Source organism: Nocardia sp. NPDC055002 (genome assembly GCF_053608825.1).
In genome coordinates, this window is sequence record NZ_JBSGWE010000001.1 from 451,802 (window position 1) to 463,661 (window position 11,860).

General features: G+C 67.2%; 11 protein-coding genes. 8 read left to right on the forward strand and 3 right to left on the reverse strand.

Going from position 1 to position 11,860, the window contains the following annotated elements:
* From nuoL to ACWF99_RS02155, 5 genes are read left to right on the forward strand one after another with little or no spacing between them, the layout of a single operon-like run.
* Positions 1–1,887, forward strand: a complete 1,887-nt coding sequence (gene nuoL, locus ACWF99_RS02135; RefSeq protein ID WP_378652627.1) for an NADH-quinone oxidoreductase subunit L — start codon at positions 1–3, stop codon at positions 1,885–1,887.
* Positions 1,884–3,506 carry an NADH-quinone oxidoreductase subunit M gene (locus tag ACWF99_RS02140; RefSeq protein WP_378629179.1) on the forward strand — a complete coding sequence of 541 codons (1,623 nt, stop codon included), beginning with the start codon at positions 1,884–1,886 and terminating at the stop codon, positions 3,504–3,506. The genes nuoL and ACWF99_RS02140 overlap by 4 nt, the downstream gene beginning before the upstream one ends.
* Positions 3,503–5,125 carry an NADH-quinone oxidoreductase subunit NuoN gene (gene nuoN / locus ACWF99_RS02145; protein ID WP_378629181.1) on the forward strand — a complete coding sequence of 541 codons (1,623 nt, stop codon included), beginning with the start codon at positions 3,503–3,505 and terminating at the stop codon, positions 5,123–5,125. Before ACWF99_RS02140 ends, nuoN begins: the two co-directional genes overlap by 4 nt.
* Positions 5,125–5,763 (forward strand): class I SAM-dependent methyltransferase, encoded by a 639-nt coding sequence (locus ACWF99_RS02150; protein WP_378629184.1) that lies wholly within the window; start codon positions 5,125–5,127, stop codon positions 5,761–5,763. The genes nuoN and ACWF99_RS02150 overlap by 1 nt, the downstream gene beginning before the upstream one ends.
* Positions 5,764–5,823: 60 nt before the next feature.
* The gene (locus ACWF99_RS02155; RefSeq protein ID WP_378652619.1) at positions 5,824–6,711 is read left to right on the forward strand and encodes an NAD(P)-dependent oxidoreductase; all 888 of its coding nucleotides are present in this window, start codon (positions 5,824–5,826) and stop codon (positions 6,709–6,711) included.
* 44 nt (positions 6,712–6,755) lie between these two features.
* Here ACWF99_RS02155 and ACWF99_RS02160 read toward each other — a convergent pair whose 3' ends face one another.
* Positions 6,756–7,310, reverse strand: a complete 555-nt coding sequence (locus ACWF99_RS02160) for a GNAT family N-acetyltransferase (RefSeq protein WP_452534098.1) — start codon at positions 7,308–7,310, stop codon at positions 6,756–6,758.
* Positions 7,311–7,379: 69 nt separating this feature from the next.
* On the opposite strand from ACWF99_RS02160, the gene ACWF99_RS02165 reads away from it, so the two are divergent.
* A complete protein-coding gene (locus ACWF99_RS02165; RefSeq protein ID WP_452534099.1) occupies positions 7,380–7,772 on the forward strand; it encodes a VOC family protein in 393 nt (130 codons plus the stop codon).
* A gap of 192 nt (positions 7,773–7,964) precedes the next feature.
* Here the strand turns inward: ACWF99_RS02165 and ACWF99_RS02170 are convergent, their stop codons facing one another.
* Positions 7,965–8,555, reverse strand: a complete 591-nt coding sequence (locus ACWF99_RS02170) for a TetR/AcrR family transcriptional regulator (protein WP_378629196.1) — start codon at positions 8,553–8,555, stop codon at positions 7,965–7,967.
* Between the two features lie 78 nt (positions 8,556–8,633).
* On the opposite strand from ACWF99_RS02170, the gene ACWF99_RS02175 reads away from it, so the two are divergent.
* Positions 8,634–9,644 (forward strand): saccharopine dehydrogenase, encoded by a 1,011-nt coding sequence (locus tag ACWF99_RS02175; RefSeq protein ID WP_452534101.1) that lies wholly within the window; start codon positions 8,634–8,636, stop codon positions 9,642–9,644.
* Between the two features lie 18 nt (positions 9,645–9,662).
* Here the strand turns inward: ACWF99_RS02175 and ACWF99_RS02180 are convergent, their stop codons facing one another.
* Complete coding sequence (locus tag ACWF99_RS02180) at positions 9,663–10,799, reverse strand: epoxide hydrolase family protein (protein ID WP_452534103.1); 1,137 nt, start codon at positions 10,797–10,799, stop codon at positions 9,663–9,665.
* A 62-nt stretch (positions 10,800–10,861) separates the two neighbouring features.
* On the opposite strand from ACWF99_RS02180, the gene ACWF99_RS02185 reads away from it, so the two are divergent.
* A complete protein-coding gene (locus ACWF99_RS02185; RefSeq protein ID WP_452534105.1) occupies positions 10,862–11,854 on the forward strand; it encodes a helix-turn-helix transcriptional regulator in 993 nt (330 codons plus the stop codon).
* Positions 11,855–11,860: the final 6 nt, after the last annotated feature.

Sequence of the window (11,860 nt, forward strand, 5' to 3'; positions counted from 1 at the left end):
ATGGGTACCGCAACGCTGTGGCTGCTGCCCGCCCTCCCGCTCGCAGGCGCGATCGTCCTGCTCCTGTTCGGCCACCTCACCGATCGCTGGGGCCCCTACCTGGCCACGACGGCCGCGCTGTCCTCGTTCGTCGTCGCCGCTGTCGCGTTCTTCGGAATGCTCGGCCGCGCCGACGCCGACCGCGCCGTGCACAAGGAACTGTTCAACTGGGTGCCCGTCGGTGATCTACAGGTCGGGTTCAGCCTGCAACTGGACCAGTTGTCGATCTGCTTCGCGCTACTGATCACCGGGGTCGGGTCGCTGATCCACCTCTACTCGATCGGCTACATGAGCCACGATCCCGGCAAGCGCCGGTTCTTCGGCTATCTCAACCTGTTCCTGGCCGCGATGCTCGTGCTGGTGCTGGCCGACAACTTCCTCGTGCTCTATCTGGGCTGGGAAGGCGTGGGCCTGGCGTCCTATCTGCTGATCGGATTCTGGTACGAGAAGCCCTCGGCCGCAACGGCGGCCAAGAAGGCGTTCGTGGTGAACCGGGTCGGTGACATGGGCTTGGCCATCGCCATGATGGTCATGTTCGCGGCATTCGGGTCCTTCGATTTCCGCACCGTGTTCGCGGCGACCCCGGGCGCGAGCGAAGGCACCCTCACCGCCATCGGTCTGCTGTTGTTGCTGGCCGCCTGCGGAAAATCCGCGCAGGTGCCGTTGCAGTCGTGGCTCGGCGACGCGATGGAGGGCCCCACCCCGGTCTCGGCGCTCATCCACGCCGCCACCATGGTCACCGCCGGTGTGTACCTGATCGCCCGCGCCAACCCGATCTACGACCTCGCGCCGAACGCGCGCACGGCGGTGCTCGCCGTCGGTGCGGTGACGTTGCTGTTCGGCGCCGTCATCGGCTGCGCCAAGGACGACATCAAGAAGGCCCTCGCGGCCTCGACGATGAGCCAGATCGGGTACATGATCCTGGCCGTCGGCCTCGGCCCGGCCGGGTACGCGTTCGCGATCATGCACCTGCTCACCCACGGCTTCTTCAAAGCCGGACTGTTCCTCGGCGCCGGCTCGGTGATGCACGCGATGAACGACGAAACAGATATGCGCCGCTACGGCGGCCTGCGCACACTGATGCCGATCACGTTCATCACCTTCGGCCTGGGCTATCTCGCCATCATCGGAGTGCCACCGTTGTCCGGGTTCTTCTCCAAGGACAAGATCATCGAGGCGGCCTTCGACCACGGCGGATCCACCGGAATCCTGCTCGGCGTGGTCACTCTCGTCGGTGCCGCGCTCACCGCGTTCTACATGACCCGCGTCATGCTGATGACCTTCTTCGGTGAGCGCCGCTGGAAGCCCGACACCCACCCGCACGAGTCACCCGCGGTGATGACCGGGCCGATGATCCTGCTCGCGTTCGGATCGGTCTTCGCCGGTGGCCTGTTCGTCTGGGGCTCGTCGCTGGTGAACTGGCTCGAACCCGTCGTCGGTTCCCATCACGCGGAGCCGGTGATCCCCGCGGCGGTCGTCACCGGTCTGGCATTGACCGCGGTCGCCGTCGGTGTGGCCATCGCCTACCGCAAGTACGCCGAGAGCCCGATCCCCGAGGCAGCGCCGGAGCCGGTCAGCGTGCTGACCGGGGCCGCCCGTGCCGATCTCTACGGCGACAAGATCAACGAAGCCGTGTTCGAACGCCCCGGCCGCCACCTCACGAGGGCGCTGGTGTTCCTCGACGCGAAGGGCGTCGACGGGATCGTCAACGGAACCGCCGCCTCGATCGGCGGACTGTCGGCGCGAATCCGCAAGGTGCAGACGGGTTTCGTGCGCTCCTACGCCCTGTCCATGTTCACCGGCGCGGCCCTGGTGGCCGCTGCCCTGCTGGCGGTGAGGTTCTGGTGAACTCGTTTCCCTGGCTGACGACGCTCTGGCTCGCCCCCGCGATCGGGGCGGGTGTGGTGCTCGTCCTGCCCGCCGCCCGCCGCACGGTGGCGCGTGGCGTGGCGTTCGCGGTGTCGATCGGTGTGCTCGCACTAGCCGTTGTCCTCGCGGTGCGGTTCAAGCCCGGCGGTGCCCAGTACCAATTCGTCGAATCCCACGAATGGATCCCGACATTCGGTGTGGGCTACACACTCGGCCTCGACGGCATCGCCACCGCCTTGGTCCTGCTGACAGCGGTGCTGGTGCCGCTGCTGATCCTGGCAGGCTGGAACGACGACACCCCCACCGGCGACGGACCCAAGACCATCCACATCTACATGGCGTTGATGCTGCTGGTCGAGTCGATGGTGCTGATCTCCTTCCTCGCCCTCGACATCCTGCTGTTCTACGTGTTCTTCGAAGCGATGCTGATCCCGATGTACTTCCTCATCGGCGGCTTCGGCACTCGCACCACCGACGCCGCGGTGCGCGCCCAACGGTCGCGTGCGGCGGTGAAGTTCTTGCTCTACAACCTCTTCGGTGGGTTGATCATGCTCGCCGCGGTCATCGGGTTGTACGTGCTGACCGCCCAGGCGGGCCTCGGCGAGGGATCGGCGGGGACCTTCGATCTGCGCGTCGTGGTCGCCGCGGCCAACAACGGTGAACTCGGGGGCAGTACAGCGGTGCTCAACGCCCTGTTCCTCGGGTTCATGTTCGCCTTCGCCGTGAAGGCGCCGCTGTGGCCACTGCACACGTGGCTGCCCGACGCGGCGGTCTCGGCCACCCCGTCCAGCGCGGTGCTGATGATGGCGGTGGTCGACAAGGTCGGCACCTTCGGCATGCTGCGCTACTGCCTGCTGCTGTTCCCACTGGCATCGGACACCTTCGCGCCCTTGGTGATCACCCTGGCCGTGATCGGCATCCTCTACGGAGCGCTGCTCGCCATCGGACAGACCGATGTGATGCGACTGATCGCCTACACCTCGATCTCGCACTTCGGGTTCATCATCCTCGGCATCTTCGCCATGACCAGTCAGTCCCAATCCGGGGCGACGCTGTACATGGTCAACCACGGACTGTCCACGGCCGCACTGTTTCTCATCGCCGGGTTCCTCGTCTCCCGGCGCGGCACCAGGATGATCGCCGAGTACGGCGGCGTGCAGAAGGTCGCACCGGTGCTGGCCGGCACGTTCTTCATCGCCGGCCTGGCCACGCTCTCGCTGCCCGGTCTCGCACCGTTCGTCAGCGAATTCCTGGTCCTGATCGGCACCTTCCCGAAGTACCAGGTGGCGGCGGTGATCGCGACCGGTGCGCTGGTCCTGGCCGCGATCTATGTGCTGTGGCTGTATCAGCGGTTGATGACCGGCCCGCTGAAGAAGGGCAACGAACACCTGCGTGATCTCGTGCCGCGTGAGCTGGCGGTGGTGGTGCCGCTGCTGGTCGCGCTGCTGGTGCTCGGGTTCTATCCGAAACCGATCCTGGATCTGGTGGACCCCGCGGTGGGACACACCCTCTCGACGATCGGTAAGCACGATCCCGCTCCGACAGTCCCCGCTCCCGAAGCTGGTGCGGCCACCCCGCCCGCAGGCGGCCACAAATGAGGACGGACTCCGTGACCATCACCGAGCTCGCGGCCATCGCGCCCGCACCGAGCATCGAATACCACCTGCTCGCCCCGATGCTGATCGTGTTCGGGGTCGGCGTGGTGGGTGTACTCGTCGAAGCGTTCGTGTCGCGGCCCTACCGGTATCCGACGCAGTTGGTGCTCGGGCTGGCCGGTGTGGTCGGCGCTCTGGTGGCCGTGGTGCTGCTCGCCGGATCCGAGGGCACCGCGGTGGTGGGCGCGGTCGCCATCGACGGAGTCACGCTGTTCCTGCAGGGCACGATCCTGCTGGTCTCGCTGCTGGGCCTGCTGCTGATCGCCGAGCGTGGCGCGGTGCCGCGGGCGCGCAGCGGGCCGGGCACGTGGAGTCGGGCGGCGGCCGCGTTGGATCGAGGGGTCGACGCGTTCACACCGCAGGCCTCCGCGGTGCCCGGAAGCGCGCACGAGCTGGCGGCGGTGCGCTCGGGGGTTTCGACCACCGAGGTGTTCCCGCTGACGATGATCGCGGTCGGCGGTCTGCTGCTGTTTCCCGCGTCGAACGATCTGCTCACGATGTTCGTCGCGCTCGAAGTGTTGTCGCTACCGCTGTATCTGCTGTGTGGGCTGGCTCGCCGCAGGCGGTTGCTCTCGCAAGAGGCGGCGATGAAGTACTTCCTGCTCGGTGCGTTCTCCTCGGCGTTCTTCCTCTACGGTGTCGCGCTGCTCTACGGGCAGACCGGCACGGTGTCGCTGCCGGGAATCGGTGCGGCACTGGACAAGCAGCCCGAGAACGCGACTCTGGCCCTGCTCGGTATCGGCATGCTCGCCGTCGGGCTGCTGTTCAAGATCGGCGCGGTGCCGTTCCAGGCCTGGGTGCCCGATGTCTATCAAGGCGCGCCGACCCCGATCACCGCGTTCATGGCCGCCGCCACCAAGATCGCCGCCGTCGGGGCGACCATGCGGGTGCTGATGGTGGGAGTCGGTGCGCTGGGCTCGGATTGGCGCCCGGTGCTCGCCGCGGTCGCGGTGGCGACGATGGTCGTCGGTGCGATCATGGCGATCACCCAGACCGATGTGAAGCGCATGCTGGCCTACTCTTCGATCGCGCACGCCGGTTTCCTGCTCGTCGGTATCGTCGCCGCCGACAACGCCGGTGTGGCCGCCGTGCTGTTCTACCTGCTGGCCTATGGTCTCGGCACCGTCGGTGCGTTCGCGGTGGTCAGTCTGGTGCGTGACGCCTCCGGTGACGAAGCGACCGCACTGTCGCAGTGGGCGGGCCTCGGTCGCCGATCCCCGTGGCTCGCTTCGGCATTCGCCCTGTTGCTGCTGTCTTTCGCCGGTCTGCCGCTCACCAGCGGATTCGTCAGCAAGTTCGCGGTTTTCGCCGCTGCCTCCGGTGCGGGCTATACCGCCTTGGTGATCGTCGGTGTCCTCTGCAGCGCCATCGCCGCCTTCTTCTACGTCCGGGTCATCGTGCTGATGTTCTTCACCGACCCTCCGGCCGACGCGCCCATCGTGACCGCCCCGTTCGCCACCACCTTGGTCGTGGCGTTCAGCGCGGGCGCCACCGTCCTGCTCGGCCTGTTCCCCCAGCCGGTTCTCGACCTCGCCGACCGCTCCAACCTGTTCATCCGCTGATGCCGCCGACTCCTCAGTCCGACCCCCGCCCGCCGACCAGTCACGAGCGCCAAGCCGGTCAGCCGTGGAACGCGTCCTATCTCGACGGCCCCGCACCGTGGGACATCGGTACCCCGCAGCCCGCTGTCGTGCGACTGGCCGAATCAGGGGGGTTCTGCGGACCGGTCCTCGATGTCGGGTGCGGCACCGGCGACAACGCCCTGTTCATCGCCGCCCGCGGGTTGCCTGTGCTGGGTGTCGACGTGGCCGAAACAGCGTTGGCCACCGCCAGGCAGACAGCCGACGATCGTGGGATCGATGTGGCCTTCGCTATGGCGGACGCCCTACATCTCCAGCGGCTGTATCGCCGCTTCGAAACAGTCCTCGACTGCGGCCTGTTCCACACCTTCGACGCGTCCGAACGCACCGAGTACGTGGCAAGCCTGGCGTCGGTCACCGACTCCGGCGGCACCCTGTACGTGTTGTGCTTCAGCGATACCGGTCCCGACCTCGGACCGCACCCGGTCACCCGGCACGCCCTCACCGCGCCCTTCGATCACAACCCCGCCTGGCATATCGCCACCATCGCCCCCGAGCATCTGCGAACACGATTCTCCGACGCAACCTCAGCGTGGCTCGCCACCATCGAACGGCGATAGCAGCTCGCCTGATTCCCGGGCCTTGACCTGAAGAGTGGTTGAGCTCTTAATGTCCGTTTCATGAGTGGACATGAGAACGCACAGGCAACGGCAGTCGCAGTTCTGGGGTTGGGTGAGATGGGGTCGGCGCTGGCCGCTGCCCTGCTGGATGGAGGCTATCCGGTCACGGTGTGGAACCGGTCGCAAGACAGGGCACATCCGCTGGTAGCCAAGGGAGCACGGTCGGCCGCGACCCCGACAGAGGCTGTGGGTGCGGCCGATGTGGTGATCGTCAATGTCAAGGGTGGTGCGGTGGCGGCGGATCTGTTGCGTGCGTCGGGTGCGGAGCTGGCGGGACGGACCGTGGTCGACCTGACCGACGGCACTTCCGAACAGGCCACCGCCACTGGACAGTTGGCGCGTGAGTCCGGAGCGGATTACCTGCACGGCCAGATCATGACCATCGCTCCGGCCATCGGCTCCCCGGACGCGGTGGTGTTCTACGGCGGCGCCCGCGCTGCCTTCGATCGACACGAAGCCCTCCTCCGAGCTCTCGGCGGCCGCGCGACCTTCGTCTCCCCCGACCCTGCTGTGCCGGTGCTGTACGGCATGGCCGTCCACGACATCATGTGGGGCCTGCTGAACGGGTTCCTGCACGCCTCGGCACTTCTCGGCAACGCCGGTCTCCCCGTCGGCGACTTCACCCAGCAGGCCGATCCCTCCCTCGCAGCCCTGTCATCACTGATCCCGATGCTGGCGAAAGAGATCGACAGCACCGATTTCGCCATCCCGTACGGCGCCCTGCAGCACCATCTCCCCTCCCTCGACGACCTGCTCGCCGAGAGCCGGACCCGAGGAATCGACACCGACCTACCCACCTACACGAGAAGCCTGGTCGCCGACGCCATCACCGCGGGCCACGGCCACGACAGCTACTCCCGACTCGTCGAGCACTTCGGCCGTCGATAGTCACCTCGTGGGAGGGGCGAAACCCGCCCCTCCCAATGGCGCACTTAGGCGCGCGACTTCACGACCGTGATCCAATACCGCCGCGCCGGACCGAGTTCGGTGTCCTGGATGCTCTCGAGAACACCACCACAGCGCTCGATCGTCTTCACCGACCCGGTATTCCCGGCCGCGCAAACAACCAGCACTCGGTCCATCCCAGCCACTCGCGCCTCAGCCATGATCTCTCCCAATGCCCACGTAGCCAGCCCTCGACGGCGCGCGGACGGCCGGATCCCGTACCCGACATGCCCGAGGTTCCGCACGAGGTCACCGTCCCCTTGTCGCAACGCGATCCCGCCGACCACGCGATCACCCTCGACTATCCAGCGATACGAGCAACGCCCGTCGCGCCCCTCTCCCGACGCGGCGATGAGCCGCGCAACCCAGAGCTCGAATCCCGGGATCGAGTCGACGTCGTCACTCGGCAACAAGCCGAAACCGTCCTCGTGGGGACCGGGCCCCCACTCGACATGCGCGTCGCGCCATTCTCCGTACATGTCGACACTGGGCGCGATCAATCTGTGCCCGAACCCTGCCGGAATTCCACTGGAGGTGAACACTCTTTCAATCTAATCGGCGAGCCGAAGTGAACCGCCGGGAATTCGAGCCAGCTTGCTAGTCTCGCCGATGTGGCCATTGCGCGAAGCTTTGTGAACATCTGCAGCGACCAACTCGCTACGACGCGTGACTTCTACGTCGACCTCTTGGGTTTCCAGGTTGCCTACGACAGCGATTGGTTCGTGCAACTCATCGACTCGGACTCGGGGACCATCATCGGCATCATGGCGCGCGATCACGAGCTGGTGCCCGACCATGTTCGTGGCGGGTTCGGCGGCTCCTACATCACCATCGTTGTCGACGATGTGGAGACTATCTACGCCCGGGCCAAGGACCTCGGCATTCCCATCGTCGAGGAGCCCCGGGATCTGTTCTACGGCCAAAGACGCTTGCTGGTAACCGATCCCAACCGTTTCCTCGTCGACGTATCGAGCCCGACCACATCACCGCCCACCGACCTCTGACAGAGCTTCTCCAAAGATGCGGCCGTACATGCCGGGACAAGACCCAGTTGATTCAGCTCGGGAGGTCCAGCGCGTCGAACTGGCCGAGCCCGACACCGACGACATCACAGAACCGCTATCGCCTTCCCGCCGACCGCGTACAACACCGGCGGCCGTGCGGATTTCAGGTTCGCTGACGATGCTCTCGCCCCGTCAGCGCCGCTCGCCCGCACCGATGCTGCCGACGATCAGATCGGTCAGCGCCGAGATCGCTTCGTCGGGCGTGGTCGTACCCAGGTTCAGTTCCGCGGCCAGTGTTTCGGCCGCGCCGAGCACGCCGACGCAGCGCAGTCGCAGTGCTGTGGCGGTGAGTGACGAGAACGGTTGCAAGGTGGCGGCCATCCAGTCGCGGTAGCTGTCGAGCATGTCGTGCTGGATCGCCTGGACGTCCGGGTTGCCTTTCAGGGCGGCGGAAATGGCGTCGAATTCGGGCATGTCGGTGGCGCAGGCGAAGTAGGCGGTGCTCATGACGCGGGCGATCTCGTCGACGGTGGGGGTGGCGTCGCGGGCGGCTTGTTCCGAGGCCAGGCGGTGGCGTTCATCGAGTTGGCGGTAGAGCGCGAGGAGCAGTTCGGGGCGGGTGCCGAAGTGGTCGTAGACGATCGGCCTGCTCACGCCGGCGGCTTCGGCGAGAGTGGCCAAGGTCAGACCGTCGGTGCCTTGCTCCCGCACCAGCGTCAAGGCGGTGTCGAGCAGCTGCTCGCGACGGGCCGGCTTCGCTAATCTGCCCGATCGTGTGGTCATCGTCCTCCCTTGCGCCATGCCCACAGCTTAGCTACAAAGAGTAAGTTACACCTTGTAGCTTAGTGAGAGGAATTCATCATGGAGCAACCGGTACTGATCTTGGGCGGGTCGGGACAGGCGGGGTCGGACACCGCGGCCCTGTTGCGTCGATGGCATCCGGCCCTGCCGTTGACCATCGCGGGCCGTGATCTCGGTCGTGCGCAACGGGTGGCCGACGCCCTCGGCACGGCCACGGCAGTGACGATCGATCTGTCGCGCCGCGGCCTCGGTCTCGCCGACGCCGACTACTCCGCGGTCGTCGCAACCCTGTGGGACGACCGGCTCAACGGCCTGCACTACGCGCAGGAGCGCGGCCTGCCCTACCTCAGCATCTCCAGCGGCCTGCTCGACATCGGCCCGGAGATCGTCGCGGGCGCGCAAAGGTCCAGTGCGGCACCGGTTCTGGTAGCCAGCCATTTGATGGCGGGAACCGTCGTGCTCGCCACGCTGGATTCCGCGCGCGAGTTCGACCGGATCGACACGGTCCGAGTCGGCGTCGCGCTCGATGACACCGACACCGGCGGGCCCGCGGGAATCGCCGATCTGGAACGCTGGTCGGCCGTCACGACAGCAGGTCTCGTGCGCCGCGACGGCGTCTTCACCTGGCTCTCCGAGGCCGAGGCGCAAGCAGACGTCCACACCGTCGACGGCACCGCGCTACCCGGCCAGAGCATCCCGGTTCTCGACGTGCCGAGCCTGGCCCTGGCGACCGGCGCACCGAACGTCCGGGTCGACTTCGCGGTCGGCGCGACCCCGAGCAGGCGGCGCGGCGAGCCCGCCTCCGTCGAGGTTCGGATCGATCTCGCCGGAACCGGCCGCGGCGGCGCACCGCTCGACAGAACACAGCACCTCGTCCATCGGGACGGTCAGCGACCGCTGACCGCGCTCGGGATCGCACTCGGCGTCGAACGGCTGGTCGGCTTGCGCGGCGACCGTCCCGCACCGGGCATCCACACCCCGGAGGCTTTGGTCGACCCCGCCTACGCCGTGGAGCGGTTGAGCGAGATCGGTGCCGTGTGGCATCGAGCCGGCGGTGGCCCCCGGACGTAACCCGGGGGCCACCGACCCCTACCGCACCGACCGGAAGAACTCGCGCACATCCTCGATCAGCAGCTCGGGCGCTTCCATCGCGGCGAAGTGCCCCCCACGGTCGTATTCGGTCCACCGGACGAGATTGTTCTGCTTCTCGGCGATGCCGCGAATCGTGGTGTCACCGGGGAAGACCGCGACCGCTGTCGGGACACCAGAGCTGGGCAGGTCCGCGCCCCACTGCTGGGATTCCTTGTACAGCCGCATCGAGGAGCCCGCGGTCCCGGTGAACCACAGGATCGCTGTTTCGGCGAGCATGGCGTCGCGGTCGAGGGAATCCTCGGGCAGCGCGGCGGCGGGATCCTTGTAGGTGTTGACGACATCGACGACCCACGCGAGCAGACCTGCCGGTGAATCGGCCAGGGCATGGGCCAGGGTGTGCGGGCGGGTGCTGTGCACACCCGCGTAGGCGGAGGTTTCGTTGCTGCTCCAATCCTGGAGCGCGGCAAGCTTTTCCCGATCCTGCTCGGTGTAGCCCGCGCCGTCGTCGTTCCAGGCGGGGATGGTGATCGCCGCGTTGAGGTGCACGCCGGCGACCCGCTCGGTGTCGACACGACCCACCTGCGGGGCGATGAACGAGCCCGCGTCACTGCCTTGCACGCCGTAGCGTTGGTAGCCCAATTCGCTCATCAGGCGGGCGATCAGTTCCGCGGATCGCTCGGTGGCCGCCTGGCCGGGCTGGTGCGTGGGTCCGGAGAAGCCGAATCCGGGCAGCGTCGGGATGATGAGGTCGAAGGCGTCACGCGGGTCACCGCCGTGCGCGCGGGGGTCGGTCAGCGGTCCGATCGTCGCACCGAAGTCGGTGAACGGCCAGCCGTGCACCAAGACCAGCGGCAGTGCGCCGGATTCGGGTGAGCGCACGTGGGTGAAGTGCAGGCGCTGCCCATCGATCTCGGTGACGAACTGAGGGTGGGCGTTGCGTGCGGTTTCCGCGGCGCGCCAGTCGAACCCGGTCCGCCAGTAGTCGGCGAGCTCGCGCAGGTAGGCGGTGGGCAGGCCGTAGGTCCAGCCGGTGCCGGGCAGGTCGTCGGCCCAGCGGGTGCGGGCGAGCCGCTCACGCAGGTCGTCGAGGTCGGACTGCGGGATGTCGATCCGGAAGCTGTCGATGTCGCTCATACCGGCAACGCTATGGATCGCTTAGGTCAGAATCGTTCCTAAGTTCGCGGCATGATGGAGCGATGTCCGAAACATCCGCTCGGCTGCTCCGGCTGCTGTCGCTGTTGCAGACTCGCCGCGCGTGGTCGGGGTCCGAACTAGCGACCAAGCTCGGTGTCACCGCACGCACCGTGCGCCGCGATGTGGAACGGTTGCGAGGATTGGGCTATCCGGTGCAGGCATTGCAGGGCAGCGCGGGGTATCGGTTGGGCGCGGGTGCGTCGATGCCGCCGCTGCTGCTCGACGACGAGGAAGCCGTGGCCGTCGCGGTCGGCTTGCGTACGACCTCGGGCGGCACGGTCACCGGTATCGAGGACGCCTCGCTGCGTGCGCTCGCCAAGCTGGAACAGGTACTTCCCTCGCGACTTCGGCACCGGCTCACGACCCTGCAACAGTCGATGGTGCGGGTCGCCGCCGAAGCGCCGCGGGTGTCACCCGAGACGCTGCTGACGATCGCGCAGGCGTGCCGACGCCGGGAGCGTCTGCGCTTCGACTACACCGATCACGCAGGTCGGACGTCGCGCCGCGATGTCGAACCCGATTCGCTGGTCAATGTGAGCAGGCATTGGTATCTGGTCGGGTGGGATGTCGACCGGGCGGATTGGCGGTCGTTCCGCGTCGACCGGCTCGAGCCCCGGGTACCGACGGGCCCACGATTCACCCCGCGACCGTTGCCCGACGGTGACGCGGCGACCTATCTGTCCCGCAGGCTGTCGGTCACGTCGTGGCCGTGGCGCACCGTCGTCACCCTGCACGGATCGGCCACCGAGGTGGCCGATCGTGTCTGGCCCGGCATGGGCGTCCTCGAAGCGGTCGACGATGTGAGCTGTCTGTTGCATCTGGGCGCCGACTCCCCTGCCGCACTGGCCTGGATGATCACCGCCCTGGACATCGGGTTCACGGTCGCCGACCCACCGGAGCTCGTCGCGGCGCTGCGGACGGTGAGTGAGCGATGTCGTGACGCGATAGTCGATGCACCCGATGCCGATTTGCATCGTGTGCCATCACCGCGTTGACAGCGG

Bases quoted from the DNA above. Each gene is read 5' to 3' on its own strand.
- nuoL (WP_378652627.1), top strand. From the start codon at position 1: ATGGGTACCGCAACGCTGTGGCTGCTGCCCGCCCTCCCGCTCGCAGGC.
- nuoN (WP_378629181.1), top strand. From the start codon at position 3,503: ATGAGGACGGACTCCGTGACCATCACCGAGCTCGCGGCCATCGCGCCC.
- ACWF99_RS02150 (WP_378629184.1), top strand. From the start codon at position 5,125: ATGCCGCCGACTCCTCAGTCCGACCCCCGCCCGCCGACCAGTCACGAG.
- ACWF99_RS02155 (WP_378652619.1), top strand. From the start codon at position 5,824: ATGAGTGGACATGAGAACGCACAGGCAACGGCAGTCGCAGTTCTGGGG.
- ACWF99_RS02170 (WP_378629196.1), bottom strand. From the start codon at position 8,555: ATGACCACACGATCGGGCAGATTAGCGAAGCCGGCCCGTCGCGAGCAG.
- ACWF99_RS02175 (WP_452534101.1), top strand. From the start codon at position 8,634: ATGGAGCAACCGGTACTGATCTTGGGCGGGTCGGGACAGGCGGGGTCG.
- ACWF99_RS02180 (WP_452534103.1), bottom strand. From the start codon at position 10,799: ATGAGCGACATCGACAGCTTCCGGATCGACATCCCGCAGTCCGACCTC.
- ACWF99_RS02185 (WP_452534105.1), top strand. From the start codon at position 10,862: ATGTCCGAAACATCCGCTCGGCTGCTCCGGCTGCTGTCGCTGTTGCAG.